The sequence below is a fragment of the Campylobacter suis genome (assembly GCF_905120475.1).
GTDB lineage: Bacteria > Campylobacterota > Campylobacteria > Campylobacterales > Campylobacteraceae > Campylobacter_A > Campylobacter_A suis.
Genome location: NZ_CAJHOE010000001.1, coordinates 280,059 through 298,642, shown reverse-complemented (window position 1 = coordinate 298,642; position 18,584 = coordinate 280,059). Strand labels below are relative to the sequence as shown.

Genomic DNA, 18,584 nt, shown 5'->3' with positions numbered 1-18,584 from the left:
ACTATCACTTCTTTTAAAGCTAACTTTAACACTTTGTGATACAATAACAAAAACGCAAAAAAGGCAGCTCATGAAAGTTGATCTACACAATCACACAACCCTTTGCAAACACGCAACTAAAGAGCAGACTGAGTATATAAAACAAGCTTTATCCATCGGATGCGAAATTTATGGTATCAGTGACCATGCACCAATGGGCTTTGATGAGGCTTATCGAATGAGTTTTGATCAGATGTATGAGTATGAAAGCTTGGTTAAAAATTTGCAAGAAATTTATAAAAATGATATAAAAATTTTACTTGGTTATGAGGTTGATTTTCTAGATGGCTTTATGGATGAACGAGTTTTTAGAAGAAAAGTTGACTACCTGATAGGCTCTGTTCATTTTATAGGCGGCTGGGGATTTGACAACCCTGAGTTTATCGGCGAATACAAAAATAAGGATATAGATAAAATTTGGCAAGACTATTTTCTTTGCATAAAAGAGCTTGCAAAGTGCGGTAAATTTGATATTGTGGGGCATATTGATCTTATGAAAATATTTAAATTTTTACCAAAAACTGATATAAGAATTTTAGCAAAAGATGCTTTAAATGCCATAAAAAAAGCAAATTTAGTAGTTGAGATAAACTCAGCTGGATTAAGAAAACCGGTTTGTGAGCAGTATCCAAGCCGTGAAATTTTACAAATGATTTATGAGCTTGATATACCTATAACTTTTGGCTCAGACGCTCATGCTCCAGAGCAAGTAGGCTTTGAGGGTGCTAAATGTGAAAATTTAGCTCGAGAAATGGGCTTTAGCAAGTGTGCATTTTTTGAGCAACGAGATAGACATTTTGTAAAATTTTAAATTGCTAGTAATTTTTAAATAAAATTAAGCTTAAATATAAAAATTTATGATACAATACAAAAATTAAAAACCCAAAGGAGAAAATTATGGGAAAATTTGTAAATAGTGTTGATGAGTTCTTCTCTTTTTGCAAAGAGCATGAAGTGAAATTTGTGGATTTTAGATTTACTGATATGAATGGCGGATGGCATACTTTAACATATAATTTTAAAGTCATAAATAAAGAAAATTTTGAAGTTGGTATCCCTTTTGATGCAAGCTCTGCGGGTGGCTGGCAGCCGATAGATAAGTCAGATATGATACTTATGCCAGATGCTATAAGCACATTTTTAGACCCTTTTACATCAGACATTACAGCTGTAGTTTTTTGTGATGTTTATGACATTTACAAAGGCGAGATGTATGAAAAATGCCCACGCTCGATAGCCAAAAAAGCCATGGCTTATGTAAAGGAAAGCGGCATGGGCGATGTGGCGTATTTTGGTCCTGAGAATGAATTTTTTATATTTGATAATGTTAAAATCATAGACAAAACTAACTGTGCAATGTATGAAGTAGATAGTGAAGAGGGCGAATGGAACGACGCTAGAGATTTTAAAGATAGCTACAACACAGGTCATCGTCCTCGCACAAAAGGAGGCTACTTAGCCACCGGACCTATCGATAGTATGGTTGATATAAGGTCTGAGATGGTAAATGTTCTTGAGCAAGTTGGGCTTGAGCCGTTTGTTGTACATCATGAAGTAGCGCAGGCACAAGGGGAGATAGGGGTAAAATTTGGCACTTTGGTCGAAGCTGCTGATAATGTGCAAATCTATAAATATGTTGTAAAAATGGTAGCTCACCTAAACGGCAAGAGTGCAACTTTCATGCCAAAGCCACTTTATGGCGATAACGGAAGTGGCATGCACGTACATCAATCAATCTGGAAAGATGGCAAAAACCTATTTTTCGGTGCTGGCAACTACTCAAATTTAAGTGATTTTGCTCGCTGGTATATAGGCGGAATTTTAAAACACGCAAGAAGTGTCGCTGCATTTACAAACCCAAGCACAAATAGCTATAAACGCCTTATCCCAGGCTTTGAAGCACCATCTATTCTTACATATTCTAGTCAAAACCGCTCTGCTTCTATAAGAATACCTTATGGCTCAGGAGAAAAATCAGTTCGTGCAGAGATGCGTTTTCCTGATAGCACCGCAAACCCTTATTTAGCCTTTGCAGCGATGCTTATGGCTGGTCTTGATGGTGTGAAAAATAGATATGAGCCAGTGGGTCCAATGGATGAAAATTTATTTAAGCTTCATCTTGATGAGATTAGAGAGCGCGGCATAGAGCAACTTCCGCACACTCTTCGTGGAAGCCTTGAGGCGCTTATCCGCGATAATGAGTATCTAAGCCCTATCATGACGCCAAAATTTATAGATGACTATCAGCATTTTAAATTTGAAACTCAAGTTTGGCCTTATGAGGCGCGTCCAACAGCTTACGAGTTTAAGACTTGTTACTCTTGTTAATATAAAGGATCAGCATGTTGCCACGACTTTCTGATGTGCCGCAAACTTCTGCCGTAGTGTTGGATTTTTTGCAGGCTTTAGACTCTCAAAATTTTGGTGGCGACATCGCCAAAACCTACTCTGAACGCCTTAGTATGGCTACTGATAATAGCGTTTATCAGCTGCTTCCTGAGGCAATTTTGTACCCAAAAGATACAAATGATGTAACACTTATCGCAAAACTTGCAAATTTGCCAAAATTTAACACTCTTAGCTTTACGCCAAGGGGTGGTGGCACAGGCACAAACGGACAAGCTTTAAATAAAAACATCATCGTTGATCTGTCTAGGTATATGAATAAAATTTTACACTTTGACGAAAATGCTAAAAAAGTAACCGTTCAAGCGGGTATAGTTAAAGATGAACTAAATGCCTTTTTAAAACCTTATGGATTATTTTTCTCACCAGAGCTTTCAACAAGCAACAGAGCAACCATCGGAGGCATGATAAACACAGATGCTTCAGGTCAAGGCTCGCTAAGGTATGGCAAAACATCAGATCATACGCTTGGATTAAAAGTGGTGTTAATAAACGGCGAAGAGCTTGAAACAAAAGCTATAAAATGTGAAAATTTTGAGCAAAATTTAAGCGAGTTTAGCCCTACCTGTAAGCATTTACATCTTGAGATTTTTAATCGCTGTAAGCAAAAAAGAGAGCAAATTTTAAAAGATCTACCACAGCTTAATAGATTTTTAACTGGTTATGACCTAAAAAATGTCTTTAATGATGATGAAAGCGAGTTTAATCTCACTCGCATTATAACTGGTAGCGAAGGTACCCTTGCATTTGTCGCAGAGGCTACGCTAAATTTGCTGCCGATCCCTAATTTTAGAACCCTTATAAATGTAAAATACCGCTCATTTGACGCGGCATTACGCAACGCTCCTTTTATGGTAAGCGCAAACGCCCTTTCTGTTGAGACTGTTGATTCAAAAGTACTAAATTTAGCCAAAAGCGATATAGTTTGGCACTCTGTAAGAGAGCTTTTAAGCGAAGAAAAAGAGCCTATTTTGGGGCTAAATATCGTTGAGTTTGCAGGAGATAACGATAGCGTTATTAATGCTAAAGTAAGCGAACTTTGTCAAAAACTAGACACTAAAATTTTACAAAATGAAGATGGCATCATAGGCTATCAAGTATGCAAAGATCTAGCCTCGATACTAAAAATTTATGCAATGCGCAAAAAGGCTGTTGGGCTACTTGGAAAGACTAAGGGCGATACAAAACCACTTGCCTTTGTTGAAGATACCTGTGTGCCGCCTGAAAATTTGGCAGATTATATAGCTGAGTTTAGGAAACTGCTTGATGGTTATGGAGTTAGCTATGGTATGTTTGGGCATGTTGATGCGGGAGTGCTTCATGTGCGCCCAGCACTTAATCTTTATGATAAAGAGCAGGTAAAGCTTTTTAGGCAAATTTCAGACAGCATGGCTGAACTAACAGCAAAATACGGTGGTCTTTTGTGGGGCGAGCATGGAAAAGGGATTCGCTCATGTTACGCAGAGAAATTTTTCACACCAGAGCTTTGGAGTGAGCTTAGGTATGTCAAGTTTTTATTTGATCCTACAAACCGCCTAAATCCAGGTAAGATTTGCACTCCGCAAGATAGCGCGGACGAGCTTTACGATATCCTTTCTTCTATGCGAGCCGATAGCGATAGGCTAATACCAGAACAAACAAGAGCTCAGTATAAAGGTGCACTTGAATGCAACGGAAATGGACTTTGCTTTAACTTTGATGCTGATAGCGCTATGTGCCCGTCAATGAAAGTCATGCGCTCCCGTTTGCACTCACCAAAAGGAAGAGCTGGTATAGTAAGAGAGTGGCTAACGCTACTTAGTAAAAACGGCGTAAACCCTGAAAGCTTAGACTTTCGCACTGCAACACCAAGCCTAAGTGACTTAGCACAGAAATTTACCAACACTATAGGTAAATGGCAGGGCAAATACGACTTCTCACACGAAGTAAAAGATGCCATGGACACATGCTTAGCATGCAAAGCCTGTGCTAGTCAGTGCCCTATAAAGATCGATGTCGCAAGCTTTCGCTCAAAATTTTTCTATTTTTATCACTCACGATATTTAAGAGAGCCAAAAGACTATGTTGTGGCAAATTTAGAAAGTGTCGCTCCATTTTTAGCAAAAAAGCCAGAGTTTTTTAATGCCATTACAAATATGAAATTTATACAAACTCTAGCAGAAAAAACTATTGGCATGACCGCTCTACCATCACTTTCTGAGCCAAATTTAAAAGATGAGCTTGGGCAAAACTATGAAAAGATGCTTGATGAACTTGAAACGCTAAGTAAAGATGAACTAAAAGATATGATATTTATCGTACAAGATCCATTTACATCATACTATGATGCAAAAGTAGTGGCTGATTTTGTGCGACTTTGTGCTGGCATGGGTTTTAAGCCGGTACTTTTGCCATTTAAGCCAAACGGCAAAGCCCAGCACATCAAAGGCTTTTTGCGTCAGTTTGCACGCACTGCAAAAAATGCAGCAGATATGCTCTCACGCATAGCAAAGCTTGAAGTGCCTTTGGTTGGTGTAGACCCTGCGATAGTGCTTTGTTACCGCGATGAATACGCTGAAATTTTAGGCGAAAACTTAGGCAAGTTTCATGTTCTAACAGCTCATGAATGGCTAAAAACCAGTGTAAAAAGTGAGAATTTTATCTCGGTAAAAAATGGTTTAAATTTCAAAAACTCAGCAAAATGGCACCTTTTCCCTCACTGTACAGAACAAACCGAAATGCCAAATAGCCCAAAAGAGTGGCAAGAAATTTTTACAGCCTTTAACCAAGAGCTAAGTGTTGAAAGTGTCGGCTGTTGTGGCATGGCTGGTGTTTTTGGACATGAAGTGAAAAACCAAAAAATTTCAAAAGAAATTTATGACAGCTCATGGGGCGCAAAACTTAAACTAAGAGATGTTTCACGCTGTTTGGTCACAGGCTACTCTTGCAGAAGTCAAGTTGCAAGATTTGAAGGTGTAAAGCCAAAGCACCCCGTGCAAGCACTTGCGAGCTTGTTTTAAGACAGGCTCGGCTTCATTTTATACTAGTTGATTTTTTGCAAAAACACAAAGCCAAAAACAACCTTTAGGGGTGTAACTAACTCTATGTTTTGCACCAGCTGGGATAAAGAGAGCATCACCCTTTTGCAGCAAAACCTCAATGCTTTTTTCTTTAATTATCTTATCTTGTAAATTTAAAAAACAAAGAGCAGTCTGCTTGCCAAGCTCTCCTTCAAACAAGATCCTAGCCTTACCATCTATAACGCAAACCCATTCATCTTCGTCCTGCTCTTGCCAATTTGTTGTTTGTCCGTATGAAAGTATCCGCTCGATACGAAAATTTTTACCCATAAAAACATCACAAACAAGCTCATTTTGAGAGGAGAAATTAAGATCTTCAAAGAGATTTTTTATCATGACTCAAATTTGCTTTTTACGCTCTAACGCCTCTTTTTTGCGCCTTTCAAGCTCATAAGCATCATTTAACGCATCTTCATCGTCAAAATGTGCTCCGTCTAGGAATTTACGGTAGTCATCAAACTGGCGATTTTTCACACCCCATATCACTCCAAAAAGTACACAAGCTCCTAAAAATAGCGATACTGCAAGCATTATCATCAAAACCGAACTATCCATTTTTCTCCTTAAATTCTCGCCTTAACGCAAGCGAGTTTAAAACAACTACAAGCGAGCTAAGCGACATTGATATAGCAGCAAATAGCGGTATGATAAGCCCCATAACCGCAAGTGGTAGCGTAAATGCGTTGTAGCATAGACTAAAAAAGAGATTTTGCTTTATTTTTCTAAGGGTTGCTCTTGAAAGCTTTACAGCACTTGTAAATGCCGCAAGATCGTTATTTAAAAGCGCTACATCACTTCTTTCCAAGCTCACATCTGCTCCGCTCCCCATACAAACACCAATCTGAGCCAAGCTCATAGCTATGCTGTCATTTATACCATCACCAACAAAAGCAACTTGATGAGAATTTAGCACAAGTTCGCTTATAAATTCCGCCTTTTCATCAGGCAAAACCCCAGCCCAAAACTCAATGCCAAGCTCATCTGCGACTTTTTTTACATTTTGCTGTGTATCCCCACTTAAGATAAGTGGGCGAATACCAAGGGATTTTAGCGTATCCACACACTCTTTTGCACTCTTTCTTAGCTCATCCTTTAGGATAAATTTTGCCACCAATTCACCGTTAAAAGCGACAAAATACTGAGCGTCATCGCTACCACACGAAATTTGATTTTCTCGCATAAATCTAGCGCTTCCACCAAGCAAAATTTTATCATCTAAACTGGCGCTAACTCCCTTTGCTACAAACTCTTTTACATTTGTTAGCTCTGCTGGCTGATTCTTACAAAGAAATTTTGCCACAGCCATGCTTACTGGGTGGCTTGAAGCATTTGCAAGAGCAAGTATCACACCATCATCAAAATCTTTAAAATTTACAAACTCACTAATCACAAGAGCCGAGTTTGTAAGTGTGCCAGTCTTATCAAATACGACAGTATCGCACTTTGCAAGACTTTCTATAAATTTTGCCTCTTTAAATATCACTCCCTTTTTTAGCCCTACTCCAAGAGCACAAAGCGTTGCAACAGGCGTTGCAAGAGCAAGAGCACACGGGCAAGCTATAACTATAACAGAGATAGCTATGATAAGGGCATTTTGAAAGCTTGTAGTTGATAAATAATAAAAAAATGTAGCCAAAGCGATACCAAGGACAATGAGTGAAAATTTTGGCGAAATTTCATTAGCAAACTGCTCTATTTTTGGCTTTTTGAGTGTTGCGTTTTCAAGCATAGCGATAATCTTGCTTAAAAGCGAGCTTTCAAAATTTGCACTTGCGGTATAATAAACCAAACCATCTAAGCATATCGAGCCACTTTTTACACTCTCATCTTTAGCCAAAACAACGGGGATACTCTCGCCATTTAAGCTTGATAGATCAAAGCTAGCTTCGCCACTTTTTATGATACCGTCTATTAAAACCTTGTCGCCAGCTTTTAAAACGATAGTTTCGCCAGCCACGACATCACGGGCATTTTTTTGCTCTAAATTTTCTCCATTTAAAACGCAAACCTCACTTAAAGTAAGCAAATTTAGCCCATCAATAGTATCACTGGCTCGTTTTTTGCTTAAAATTTCTAAAAATTTACCCGCAAATACAAAAGTTATAATCATAGCCACCGAATCAAAGTACACTTCTCCAGTACGGCTAAACATCGCATAAATAGAGTAAACATAAGCCAAACTAGCGCCAGTTATAACCAGCAAGTCCATATTAGGCGTTTTAGTCTTTAAGGCTATCTTTGCACCACTAAAAAATGCACTCCCCGTATAAAAAAGCACAGGAGTTGTGAGCAAAAACTCAGCAAAATTTAATATATCTCGCACACTTGCATCTATCCCACTAAAATAGCCCGCATACTGCGATACGGCGATCCACATGATATTCATCACGCAAAAAATGCCAACCAAAAGCTTCATGTAAAACTCACGCCTTTTTGCCGCCATACGCTCCTCTTCACGGCTTATATCATAAGCATAAGCACGGTATCCAACAGCATTAAGCCCAGTCAAAATTTCAGCCAAGCCTATAAGTTCCTCATCCCAAACAACGGTGGCTTTGTTATTTGTGGCATTTACACTAGCCTCGATCACACCCGGCATAGAGTGTAAAACCTTTTCATTTAGCCAGATACAAGCCGAACAGTGAATGCCCTCTATGACAAGGTTTATCTTATTAAAACCATCTTCGTTTTTGACAAATTCCTTATACAAGCTTTGAACGCTTTGCTTTGTTATAGTTAGGCTATTTTGAGGGCTTAGGGTGGATTTACCAAGTCTTGAGTAAAACTCATCAAAGCCACTTTCATGTAAAATTTCATAAACATTTTTACACCCACTACAACAAAATTTTTGACCGCTGTCGTTTGTTATAGCTGAATTTTCATCAAATACAAGCTGGCAATGTGAGCACTTAAATTTTGACATAAAATTACATTTTTCTTTCAAATTTATTTTTTCAATTATACGATTAAAATTTTAAAATAAATCTTAGCGATTTAATGTTTTTTTAGAAAAATCTTTGTAAAATGCGATTAAATTTCAAAATTTATAAGCGAGAAAAATGAATAAAACTCTTAATATCGCCATCGTTAGACTATCTGCCATCGGCGATATTGTGCACTCTTGCATAGTTTTACAATTTATAAAAAGAAATCTTTTAAATGTTAAAATCACATGGATAGCTGATGAAAAATTTGGTGAAATTTTAGATGGGCACGAGCATATAGACCGCCTTGTTTTAGTTCCGCTAAAAGATAAAAAATTTAAAAAAACTTTTCACATAGTGCGCTCACTTGGTAAATTTGATGTTGCTATAGACCTACAAGGACTGATAAAATCAGCCATCATTACAAAATTGCTTAGTAAAAATAGCTATGGATTTGATAAAAAAAGCATAAAAGAGCCGCTGGCTAGCCTTTTTTACGCGACTAAACTTACATGCGATTATAATGAAAATATTATATTAAGAAACCTAAAACTCGCATCTTTTGCGCTAAATTTTAACTTCTTAAAAAAAGAAATTTTAACCAAAAGCCCATGCCTAAAAAACTATACAAAACAGCAAGAAAACTCACCAAAACGCATACTCATAGCACCATTTGCAAGCGAAGCTGATAAATGTTATGATAAGTTTAAAGATGTTATCTTAGGGCTTGGTGAGTATGAAATTTTAGTCTGCTACGCAAATGAAAAAGAGCGCGTTAAAGCACTTGCTCTTACGCAAGAAACACACGCTAGACTACTTGATAAGATGAGTCTAAATCAACTTGTGGGCTTTATAAATGGCTGCGATCTAGTTATCGGTAATGATAGCGGGGTTACTCACATCGCTTGGGCGCAAAATGTCGCTTCCATAACACTTTTTGGAAATCGTCCAAGCCATAGAAATGCCTATGCTACAAGCCAAAATTTAGTCATTGACGCTGGCAAGAAAATAGATGCCAAAAAAATAGATAAAAATGACCTTTGCATAAAAGAAATCTTACCGCAAAGCATTATACAAACAGCAAAAAAGCTCTTGTCTTAAATTTCGTTTAACATAGTTGCAAGCTCTGCAAAATGCGTGGTTTCGTTAAATTTATTATCTGCTTTTTCCTTACCATTTCTAGCTAGCGTCTGTCTAAAATTCTCATCATCTATAACAAGCTTTAGTTTTCTGGCAAGATCCTTGCTATTAAACGCTTCAAACAAAAGCCCATTTTTGCCATCATCTATAATCTCAAGAGGCCCTCCGCTATCGCTAGCTAAAACACACACACCAGCTCGCATAGCCTCAGCCAAAACAAGCCCGAAAGTCTCTTTTTTTGTAGCCAGTACGACACAATCACAAATTTGCATATATTCGCTTGCATTTTGAACATGTCCAAGAAATATATCATCCTTGTACACCCCTTTAAGGGCATTTAAGTATCTCTCATCCATGCATCCACCAACGACTAATACACGCAAATTTATATTAAAATCTCTTAAAATTTTAGCAGCATTTAAAACGATGTGTTGCCCTTTTGCCCCTTCGACTCTACCAACTATGCCTACTACAAACTCACTTTCAAGCCCCAAACTGTCCCTTAACTCAAGCTTTTTATCTTTATCAAGCGGCACTATCTCTTTTACGCCAAGGTAGCAAACCTTTACCTTTGGTCGTATATTGCTTGGGATAAATTTATTTATCTGCTCTTGCAAAAGCTCAGTAACTGCGATAATCATATCGATATTTTTATATAAAAATTTATGGTAAAAATCGCTCTTAAATCGCGTCATATGCATGTGTCTGGTTTGGACTATCTTTGGTTTTTTGCGTGATAGTTTTTTTGCTAAAACAGCAGTTAAAATGTCTTTTGTCCAGTGGATATGTAAGACATCAATATTTTGACTATCGATAATACCAGCAAGATGAAAAACCGCAAACCTGTCCATCTCATAAAATGCCAAATTTTCAGCCTCAAAAGCTACCTTAAGCTTTGAGTTTTTGCCTATTACAGCAGTTGAGTTTAAATTTTTAGTCGCATTTTTCATATATAGCTCAAGTCCACCAAGATCAGGTGATAGACAAAGCTCTAAAATTTTAGCCATATTTTCCTCTTTAATACCTGAATTATTTTACATAATGCTTAGATAAATTTAGCTAAAATAATTTTCAAATAAAATAAAAAGGAAAATAAAAAGTGAAAATTTTCGTTATAAACCTAAAAAAAGATATAGAAAAAAAAGAAAAATTTATCAAAACATTTGAGCCTATCGGACTTGATTATGAATTTATTGAAGGTATTTATGGAAGGGGGCTAAGCGAAGATGAGCTTAGAAAAAGCGTATATGATTACGATAATTGTTTCATTACAAAAGGCGAAGTGGGCTGTGCGCTAAGTCATCTTAAAATTTATCAAAAAATAGTCGATGAAAATATACCTTACGCTCTTATCTTAGAAGATGATACCGTATTTAATTCTGAATTTAGAAACTATCTTAATATATTACAAGTTTTTTTGCAAACCAAACAAAATTACGAACTAGTTTGCCTAATGTATATGGTTAATAGTTTTAAAAATTTTAATATCAAAATTAATAAAGAGATTACTCTATATAAATTTGTAGCAGGTACTGGAACCTACGGCTATATAATAACAAATGCTGCTGCAAAAAAGATGTTAAAAGCAAATACTCCACTTATTTTGGAAGCTGATTGTTGGCTACAATTTTATAAATTATGCGGTTTAAACATTTATGGTTTAAATAAAAACATTATAGAAACTAGTGATATAGATGGAACAAACTCATCAATTGAGAAAGAACGCGTGACTTTAGGCAAGAAAAAATCACGCGCTAGAAAGCAAAGAATGCGAAAATTCGGCGGTGTAGCCTACATACTGCGTGGCTTATGGTATCGCTTGTTAAAGACAATTTTTAGCAGACATCTTATTAGCAAGTAAAACCTTTTTAAGCTCATTTTAGCTAAAATCTATATACAAATTTAAGGAACAAAAATGGAGTTTCTAGAAAAAAAAGATGTAAAAATTTGCATTATTATGCTTGGTCTTTTTGGAGATGTGCTATTTAGAACGCCCATTTTAAGAAGTATCAAAAAAAAATATCCAAATGCAAATATAACTGTTATTGTTGATAAAATAGGCTATGATGTTCTTTATAACAATCCAAACATAAATCATATTATAGTAATGAATCGAAAAAAAACAAATTATATAAAATATCTTTATAGCAAGATATCTACACAGATTAAGATAATTATTGAAAAATTTGATATAGTTATTGATTTATATAATGGCAGCTCATCAAGAAGCATGGCTAAGCTATCGCTTAGCAAGTATATCATAGCAAAAGAACCGTCTAAGTTACCTTATAAATTTAACAACGAAGCACATTTTACATCAAGGCTTTTTCAAGGACTCTCAAAGCTTAATCTAGACAGACAAGATATGAGTGTAGACCCTGAGTTTTTTATAAATTCAAAAGTGCAAAACCGCATTTTAAGTGAGGTTAAAAATTTAAAAAAAGATAAATTTTACCTACTTTCGCTAGGTTCTGGTGGGCTAGAAAAAATACTAGACATACATAAAACTTATGAAATTGTAAAATATTTAAATCATCATTATGGCTTTAAGCCAATAATCGTTGCCAATCCTGGTCAAGAGTTTTTACAAGAAAGATTAATAAACGACTATCTAGAACCAAATGGTATAAAATTTGTAAAGCTTGGCATAAAATCAATAGATGAGATAGCTATATTTATTAAACACTCTACTTTTTTTATAGTTCCAGATACTGGGTTATTACATCTATCTTTTAGTCTAAAAACACCAACCTTTTGCGTTTTTACACACACTCACCCACTATATGTTCAACCTGAAAATGATATAATTTATGGCATAGCCTACAAACTGAAAGAACCAGAAGAGTTTGATAGTTTTGGACTACGACACTGCACTCAAGATATTAATTTTAGTGAAATAAAACAAAATCTAGATGATTTTATAAGCAAAGTACTAGAGCAAGATAATGTATAAATTTACCCTAAATGAGAATTTTAACTGGCTAAAAGAGTTTTTGCTAGATATAAAAGATAAGTTTAAAAGCTCGCAAAACTCGCTACATAAAGTACGAAACGAGATAAAACTCATCAGCCAAAATGATACAGAAGTGGTTGTAAAAAGTTTTAAAATTCCAAACATTTTTAATAAAATTTTATACTTTTTTGGCAAAAAAACAAAAGCACAAAAGTCATACGAGCATGCCTTAAGGATTGAAAATTTCACACCAAAACCTATCGGATATATCGAGTTTTACGAACATAAATTACTTTGTGAGAGTTTTTTTGTAAGTGAAAATTTTGCATATGATTTTACTATAAGAGAAGTTTTACTAGACGATGAGTTTTTAAACAAAGATAGCATTTTAAAACAATTTGTAGCATTTACATATGCACTTCACGAGCAAGAAATTTTACATCTTGACTACAGCCCTGGAAACATCTTGATAAAACAAAGTGGCGACCGATACGAGTTTAAGGTAGTTGATATAAATAGAATGAAATTTAAAAAACTAAAGCTAAAAGATAGACTTAAAAATTTCTCTATGCTTTGGGCTACAGATGAGGATATGAAGTCTATCGCTGTTGAATACGCAAAACTCTCAAACGCCGATGAGAGCAGATGTATCGATATGGCGATGAAGTATTCGCATAGACTAAAGGCAAGAAAAAATTTAAAAAAACGACTAAAAGGACAAAAGTGCTAATAAGCATAATGTATCATCATCTAAATAGCGACAGGTGCTCTAATGATGCTGAAATTTTTGAGCAACATTTAAAACACATAAAACAAAATTTCACAACTATTTTCGCGGGAGAAAGCGTGCAAGGAAAGTGTGTCCACATCACATTTGATGATGCTTATGCAGACTTTTACCTACTTGTTTTCCCGCTTCTAAAAAAATACAACCTAAAAGCCACACTCGCAGTCCCTAGCAAATTTATACTAGATGACACACAAACTCCATCAAACGAACGGCTAAGTTTTGAACACAACGATCTTTTTGAAAATTTTAAAAAAGCAACATTTTGCACCTATAAAGAGCTAAAAGAGATGATAGACAGTGGCCTTGTTCAAATCGCCTCACATTCGCACTCTCATGTAGTTTTAACCAACGATGGTGTCGATTTAGATAGCGAAATTCGTGGCTCAAAAGAAATTTTAGAAAACAAGCTAGGCATAAGGGTAGATAGTTTGTTTTTTCCATACGGTAAATATAACGATGAAGTTTTAAAATTTACAAAAAAGCATTACAAATACGCTTTTCGTATCGGCAATGCGATTCAGGCTGATTTTAATGGCATAAATGGCGTAATATACAGAATAAATGGCGATGCACTAAGCTCACCAGACGCGATATTTAAACCATTATCAATGTTAAAATACAGACTAAAAGCATTTATAAAAAGGATACTTAAAAAATGATAAGTGGCGTAGTCTTGGTCAAAAATAACGAAAAAACTCTTGATAAAACGCTAAAAAGCCTTGAATTTTTAGATGATGTCGTGGTTTTTGATAACGGCTCTACCGACAACTCACTACAAATCGCAAGCTCATATAAAAATGTAAATTTGATACAAGGCGAGTTTGTGGGCTTTGGGCGTACAAAAAATAAAGCTGCAAGCTATGCAAAAAATGACTGGATACTAATCATCGATAGCGATGAGGTCGTAGATAGCGAGCTAAGAAGCATTTTACAAAACAAAATGCTTGATGAAAACTGCGTTTATAAGCTAAATTTTATCGCATTTTATAAAGAAATTCAGATAAAATACTGTGGATGGAATAACCAAAAGATAAAACGCCTATACAATAAAAAAATCACACACTATAACGATAACGATGTGCACGAAGATATCATAACGCAAGGTCTTAGAACTGAAATTTTGAGTGGAAACATCAGGCATTACAGCTACTCTAGTATCGAGCAGTTTGTCCAAAAAGCAAACACCTACTCAACGCTCTTTGCCAAAAATAACGCAGGCAAAAAGCACTCCAGTCCAGCCAAAGCTTTTTTGAACGCTGCGTACTCTTTTTTTAAGACCTATATATTTAAAAAAGGCTTTTTAGACGGCTATGTCGGTCTTATCATTGCCGTTTCGCACGCAGTAACAAATTTTTATAAATACATCAAACTTTATGAGCTAAACCAAGAAGCAAAAAATGAACATACTCATAACCAGACACGATAAGATCGGCGACTTTGTGCTGGCTTTACCTATGATAAAGCTAGCAAAAGAGCAAATTTTAGATGCAAAAATTTCGGTGCTAGTTTCAAAAGTAAATTATGAATTTGCTAAAAATATCGACTTCATCGATGAAGTTTTACTTTATGAAGAGAGCATTTTTGCACTATCAAAAAAGATAAAACAAGGACGATTTGATATTGCTATTAGCGCCTTTACAGATACAAAACTAGCGCTTGCTCTGCTTTTAGCTGGGGTAAAAAAACGAGTAGCACCAGCCACAAAAATAGCTCAAATTTTTGCAAATATCCGTATAAGACAACGCAGAAGTGAAGTAAAAATGCGCGAGTTTGAGTATAATATCGAGCTTTTACGCTCAGTTTTTAGTGAAATTTCGCCAGATTTTAAAAGACCGGTTTTAGAATTTAGCGAACTTGAAAAAATGGCTGTTTTTCAGAGTTTTTTAGATGAGAACAAGATAGAAAATGGACTTAATATCGTTGCTTTTCACCCAGGGTTTGGCGGTAGCAGTGATGGAAATTTAAGCCTTGATGATTATATCTTACTTGCTAAAATCACAAGTCAAAAACCAAACACAAAGGCTGTTTTTAGCTTTGGTCCAGACGATGATAGTGCTTACAGATATATAAGTTCAAAGCTTGATTTTGATGCTGTTTTATGGCGCTCAAACTTAAATTTGATAGATTTTTGTAAACTTTTGTCAAATTTTAGACTTTTTGTAAGCACCTCAACTGGTCCAATGCACCTTGCAGCAGCGGTAAATACACCCACTTTTTCATTTTTTGGAAACTCACTTTTTGCAAGTTTTAAGCGCTGGGGCAGCATAAATGAAAGTCAGCAAAATTTTTGCATATCAAAAGAGTACTCAAAGCAAGAGTTTGAAACGATAAAATCAGAATTTATAAAGGTACTAGATGCTTAAAAAGCCGTTTGTTTGGGACTTTTACTCAGATCAACCAAGCGTGATAACCGATAAAGCATATAAAAAAAATATGCGTAAAAATTTTAAATTTGATTATGCCAAGATGGCTCTTTTATCGCTATTTATCCTGCCACTAGCTACGATTTGTATAAAAATTTTTAAAGGCTTACAAAAGCCAGCAAAGAGTGATTTTTACGGCATAGGCGTAAATTTAGATAAAGGGGACGAGCAAGTTTGGCTAGTAGATGAACTTGGAGTTAAAAATTTGCTTATAAGGCTGCCTCTTTGGGATATGCAAAATTTAGATGAATACATAAAATTTGCTTTAAAATTTAAAGGCAAAAATATACTCATAGCCATCATGCAAGATAGGGATAATATCGAAAATTTAGAGCTTTTTAGAGAAAATTTAAGGCAGATTTTTACCAAATTTCAAGGCATTGCAAATGAGTTTCAGATAGGCATAGCTATAAATCGCTTAAAATGGGGCTTTTTTGCACCTTGTGAATATCTAAATTTTTATAAAACGGCTCAAAACTTAAGAGATGAGAGCTTTAAAAGCATAAAACTTATTGGTCCAAGCGTGATTGACTTCGAGTTTCACCACAATGTAGCTACGCTTTTTAGCCTAAAAGATGTTAAATTTGATAAACTTTCAAGTCTACTTTATGTAGATAGGCGTGGGGATCCGAAAAACTCGCAATACGGCATATTTGACCTAAAAAATAAGATAAACTTGCTATTTGCCCTAGTAAAATTTTCACCAAAAACTAGCAATGAAATTTATATAACTGAAACAAATTATCCACTTAAAAACACCGCTCCGTACGCACCAACTAGCGAAAAGGAGTGCGTGAGCGTGCATCAGTACGCACATTTTATGCAAGAATATCACGACATAGCCCTAAAAACAGGCAAGATAAAGCGGATTTACTGGCATCAGCTTATAGCTCCTGGATATGGGCTAGTGGATAATAGAGATGGCAAACTTGTTAAAATGCCACAATTTTACGAATACAAAAAGATGATAAATGAAGATATTTATTGAGATACCTGTGTGGTTGGGAGATGCAGTGATGGCAACACCAGCAGTTCAAAATATCATAAAAGCATATCCACACGCAAGCCTTATCATACTTGGCTCATCAGTCTCAAACCATGTTTTTAAGGGATATGAAAATATCCAACGCTTTATCGTAAATGAGACAAAAAAAGGCGGAAATAGATATATAAATTTAATAAATTTAGCCAAAAACATCGGCGAAGTTGATATAGCGATATCATTTAGGCGTAGCTTTTCATCTAAATTTATGATGTTTTTTATAAAAGCAAAAAAAAAGTTGCAATACCATCGCTTAAGCAAAAACGAAACACATTTAGTCGTTAGATACAACGACTTTATAAATAAATTTTTAGAACTTAACTTAAATGCAAAAGAGCAAAAGCTATATCACAAGCCATTTTGTTATGAGCGAAAAACTCTGGGCATAAATCCCGGTGCAACATATGGAAGCGCCAAAAGATGGTATCCAAAAGAGTTTGCCGATGTTGCTATGGCTTTGGCTGATAAATTTGACATTGTTATATTTGGCGGACCCAGCGAAACACAAATAGCCACAGATATAGAACAGATACTAAAACAAAACAATATCAAAAACTATCAAAACCTAGCTGGCAAAACAAGCGTAGATGAGCTAATCTCTCGCGTCGGCGGGCTTAGTCTTTTTATAACAAACGATAGTGGCCCTATGCATATAGCAGCGGCTTTTAAAGTACCTACTATAGCTATCTTTGGTCCTACAAAATTTAATGAAACCAGCCCATGGATGAATCAAAATGCCCATATCATCAGCAAAAACCTAACTTGCGCACCATGCATGAAGCGCACCTGTCCACTCTCTCATCATGACTGTATGAGACTTATCACTGCCAAAGATGTGTTAAATCTAGTTTAAAATTTAGGTTTATTTTAGTAAAATAAAAGACAAAAAGGGCAAAAGTGAGCATAACAAAAAAGTTACAATATAAATTTCTCTATCATCTTTATATCGTCTTTAATGCCATTTTTATGCTTGTGCCAAAGCCAGTTTCAAAAAAGATCCTTGAAATTTTTGCATTTTTAGTCTATAAACTAAACTCTCACTACCATAAAATAGCAATCTCAAATTTAAAACTAGTTTTTGATAATTCAAAAAGCGAGCAAGAACTAGAAAAGATAGCACTAAATTCATACAAAAGCCTTGCGTTTAACATGTTTGAGCTACTTGAAAATCAAAATTTACCAAAAGATGAAATTTTAAAAAAGATGAGTGTTATTGGTGGCGAATTTATCACAAATGCCCTTAATAGCGGTCGTAAAATCATCTTTGTTACCGCACACTATGGTGGGTGGGAGCTTACTTTACCAGGCATTGCACTAGCCTTTGACATGAAAGTTGGCGTGGTAAATAAAAAGATGCAAAACCCATACATACAAGAAATTTATGCCGCTGCAAGAGCTAAAAACAACATCACAATGATAGAAAAACACTCAGCAGCAAAAGGCATGCTACAAACACTAAATAAAGGCAACCAAGTAGCCATCGTTATTGATCAGCACACAGACACTGGTTGTGAGATAGAGTTTTTGGGTAAAAAGGTTATCGCCACCGATGCTGTAGCAAGGCTTGCTATAAAGATTGACGCACTTATTGTGCCGATACTAACCACTAAAAGTGAGTTTAGAAAGCACGAAGTTACGGTCTTTGAGCCTATTGATGTAAGGCAAATTTTAGATGAAGATAAAATTTTTACGCTAACTAAGCTTCAAAACGATATAATCTCAGCGCAAATTCTTAAAAATCCAGACCTTTGGCTCTGGCAACACAAGCGCTTTAAGGCATTTTATAATGAAATTTATGAGTAAGGACA

At 35.6% G+C, this 18,584-nt stretch carries 17 protein-coding genes; 13 read left to right on the top strand and 4 right to left on the bottom strand.

The features are described from left to right. Window positions 1-70 precede the first annotated feature (70 nt). From LQV35_RS01555 to ydiJ, 3 genes are all read left to right on the top strand, one after another. A complete protein-coding gene (locus LQV35_RS01555; protein WP_230056114.1) occupies window positions 71-850 on the top strand; it encodes a histidinol-phosphatase in 780 nt (259 codons plus the stop codon). A gap of 86 nt (window positions 851-936) precedes the next feature. Beyond that, on the top strand, window positions 937-2,367 hold the full coding sequence (gene glnA, locus LQV35_RS01550) for a type I glutamate--ammonia ligase (RefSeq protein ID WP_230056113.1): 1,431 nt from the start codon (window positions 937-939) through the stop codon (window positions 2,365-2,367). A gap of 14 nt (window positions 2,368-2,381) precedes the next feature. Then, window positions 2,382-5,444 carry a D-2-hydroxyglutarate dehydrogenase YdiJ gene (ydiJ, locus tag LQV35_RS01545; protein WP_230056112.1) on the top strand — a complete coding sequence of 1,021 codons (3,063 nt, stop codon included), beginning with the start codon at window positions 2,382-2,384 and terminating at the stop codon, window positions 5,442-5,444. An 18-nt stretch (window positions 5,445-5,462) separates the two neighbouring features. Here ydiJ and LQV35_RS01540 read toward each other — a convergent pair whose 3' ends face one another. From LQV35_RS01540 to LQV35_RS01530, 3 genes are read right to left on the bottom strand one after another with little or no spacing between them, the layout of a single operon-like run. Next, a complete protein-coding gene (locus tag LQV35_RS01540; protein WP_230056111.1) occupies window positions 5,463-5,840 on the bottom strand; it encodes a cupin domain-containing protein in 378 nt (125 codons plus the stop codon). A 3-nt stretch (window positions 5,841-5,843) separates the two neighbouring features. Continuing rightward, the gene (ccoS, locus tag LQV35_RS01535) at window positions 5,844-6,059 is read right to left on the bottom strand and encodes a cbb3-type cytochrome oxidase assembly protein CcoS (RefSeq protein WP_230056110.1); all 216 of its coding nucleotides are present in this window, start codon (window positions 6,057-6,059) and stop codon (window positions 5,844-5,846) included. Then, window positions 6,052-8,427, bottom strand: coding sequence for a heavy metal translocating P-type ATPase (locus LQV35_RS01530; protein WP_230056109.1), 2,376 nt, complete (start codon window positions 8,425-8,427; stop codon window positions 6,052-6,054). The genes ccoS and LQV35_RS01530 overlap by 8 nt, the downstream gene beginning before the upstream one ends. Before the next feature lie 136 nt (window positions 8,428-8,563). Here LQV35_RS01530 and waaC point away from each other — a divergent pair, with 136 nt between their 5' ends. Continuing rightward, window positions 8,564-9,529: a lipopolysaccharide heptosyltransferase I gene (gene waaC, locus LQV35_RS01525; protein WP_230056108.1), complete on the top strand. Its 966-nt coding sequence runs from the start codon at window positions 8,564-8,566 to the stop codon at window positions 9,527-9,529. On the opposite strand, the gene LQV35_RS01520 is transcribed toward waaC, so the two are convergent. After that, a complete protein-coding gene (locus LQV35_RS01520) occupies window positions 9,526-10,575 on the bottom strand; it encodes a glycosyltransferase family 4 protein (RefSeq protein WP_230056107.1) in 1,050 nt (349 codons plus the stop codon). The two genes, waaC and LQV35_RS01520, sit on opposite strands and share 4 nt — an antisense overlap. A gap of 92 nt (window positions 10,576-10,667) precedes the next feature. Between LQV35_RS01520 and LQV35_RS01515 the strand changes: the two genes are divergently transcribed. The 9 genes from LQV35_RS01515 to LQV35_RS01475 are packed head-to-tail and all read left to right on the top strand — an operon-like array spanning window position 10,668 to window position 18,579. Then, window positions 10,668-11,429, top strand: coding sequence for a glycosyltransferase family 25 protein (locus LQV35_RS01515; RefSeq protein WP_230056106.1), 762 nt, complete (start codon window positions 10,668-10,670; stop codon window positions 11,427-11,429). A 54-nt stretch (window positions 11,430-11,483) separates the two neighbouring features. Continuing rightward, the gene (locus tag LQV35_RS01510; protein WP_230056105.1) at window positions 11,484-12,521 is read left to right on the top strand and encodes a glycosyltransferase family 9 protein; all 1,038 of its coding nucleotides are present in this window, start codon (window positions 11,484-11,486) and stop codon (window positions 12,519-12,521) included. Continuing rightward, complete coding sequence (locus LQV35_RS01505; RefSeq protein ID WP_230056104.1) at window positions 12,514-13,251, top strand: lipopolysaccharide kinase InaA family protein; 738 nt, start codon at window positions 12,514-12,516, stop codon at window positions 13,249-13,251. Before LQV35_RS01510 ends, LQV35_RS01505 begins: the two co-directional genes overlap by 8 nt. Beyond that, entirely contained in the window at window positions 13,245-13,970 is a 726-nt protein-coding gene (locus tag LQV35_RS01500) for a polysaccharide deacetylase family protein (RefSeq protein WP_230056103.1), read from the top strand. The genes LQV35_RS01505 and LQV35_RS01500 overlap by 7 nt, the downstream gene beginning before the upstream one ends. Further along, window positions 13,967-14,737, top strand: a complete 771-nt coding sequence (locus LQV35_RS01495) for a glycosyltransferase family 2 protein (protein ID WP_230056102.1) — start codon at window positions 13,967-13,969, stop codon at window positions 14,735-14,737. Before LQV35_RS01500 ends, LQV35_RS01495 begins: the two co-directional genes overlap by 4 nt. Next, window positions 14,709-15,674, top strand: a complete 966-nt coding sequence (locus tag LQV35_RS01490; RefSeq protein WP_230056101.1) for a glycosyltransferase family 9 protein — start codon at window positions 14,709-14,711, stop codon at window positions 15,672-15,674. The genes LQV35_RS01495 and LQV35_RS01490 overlap by 29 nt, the downstream gene beginning before the upstream one ends. Further along, window positions 15,667-16,722 (top strand): hypothetical protein, encoded by a 1,056-nt coding sequence (locus LQV35_RS01485; protein ID WP_230056100.1) that lies wholly within the window; start codon window positions 15,667-15,669, stop codon window positions 16,720-16,722. The genes LQV35_RS01490 and LQV35_RS01485 overlap by 8 nt, the downstream gene beginning before the upstream one ends. Next, window positions 16,706-17,629, top strand: coding sequence for a lipopolysaccharide heptosyltransferase II (gene waaF, locus LQV35_RS01480; protein ID WP_230056099.1), 924 nt, complete (start codon window positions 16,706-16,708; stop codon window positions 17,627-17,629). Before LQV35_RS01485 ends, waaF begins: the two co-directional genes overlap by 17 nt. Before the next feature lie 44 nt (window positions 17,630-17,673). Further along, the gene (locus tag LQV35_RS01475; protein ID WP_230056098.1) at window positions 17,674-18,579 is read left to right on the top strand and encodes an LpxL/LpxP family acyltransferase; all 906 of its coding nucleotides are present in this window, start codon (window positions 17,674-17,676) and stop codon (window positions 18,577-18,579) included. Window positions 18,580-18,584 lie beyond the last annotated feature (5 nt).

Excerpts from the sequence above, each read along its gene's own strand:
- LQV35_RS01555 (WP_230056114.1), top strand. The coding sequence starts at position 71 with ATGAAAGTTGATCTACACAATCACACAACCCTTTGCAAACACGCAACT.
- LQV35_RS01495 (WP_230056102.1), top strand. The coding sequence starts at position 13,967 with ATGATAAGTGGCGTAGTCTTGGTCAAAAATAACGAAAAAACTCTTGAT.
- LQV35_RS01520 (WP_230056107.1), bottom strand. The coding sequence starts at position 10,575 with ATGGCTAAAATTTTAGAGCTTTGTCTATCACCTGATCTTGGTGGACTT.
- LQV35_RS01540 (WP_230056111.1), bottom strand. The coding sequence starts at position 5,840 with ATGATAAAAAATCTCTTTGAAGATCTTAATTTCTCCTCTCAAAATGAG.
- ydiJ (WP_230056112.1), top strand. The coding sequence starts at position 2,382 with ATGTTGCCACGACTTTCTGATGTGCCGCAAACTTCTGCCGTAGTGTTG.
- LQV35_RS01510 (WP_230056105.1), top strand. The coding sequence starts at position 11,484 with ATGGAGTTTCTAGAAAAAAAAGATGTAAAAATTTGCATTATTATGCTT.
- LQV35_RS01490 (WP_230056101.1), top strand. The coding sequence starts at position 14,709 with ATGAACATACTCATAACCAGACACGATAAGATCGGCGACTTTGTGCTG.
- LQV35_RS01530 (WP_230056109.1), bottom strand. The coding sequence starts at position 8,427 with ATGTCAAAATTTAAGTGCTCACATTGCCAGCTTGTATTTGATGAAAAT.
- waaF (WP_230056099.1), top strand. The coding sequence starts at position 16,706 with ATGAAGATATTTATTGAGATACCTGTGTGGTTGGGAGATGCAGTGATG.
- LQV35_RS01485 (WP_230056100.1), top strand. The coding sequence starts at position 15,667 with ATGCTTAAAAAGCCGTTTGTTTGGGACTTTTACTCAGATCAACCAAGC.
- waaC (WP_230056108.1), top strand. The coding sequence starts at position 8,564 with ATGAATAAAACTCTTAATATCGCCATCGTTAGACTATCTGCCATCGGC.
- ccoS (WP_230056110.1), bottom strand. The coding sequence starts at position 6,059 with ATGGATAGTTCGGTTTTGATGATAATGCTTGCAGTATCGCTATTTTTA.
- glnA (WP_230056113.1), top strand. The coding sequence starts at position 937 with ATGGGAAAATTTGTAAATAGTGTTGATGAGTTCTTCTCTTTTTGCAAA.
- LQV35_RS01505 (WP_230056104.1), top strand. The coding sequence starts at position 12,514 with ATGTATAAATTTACCCTAAATGAGAATTTTAACTGGCTAAAAGAGTTT.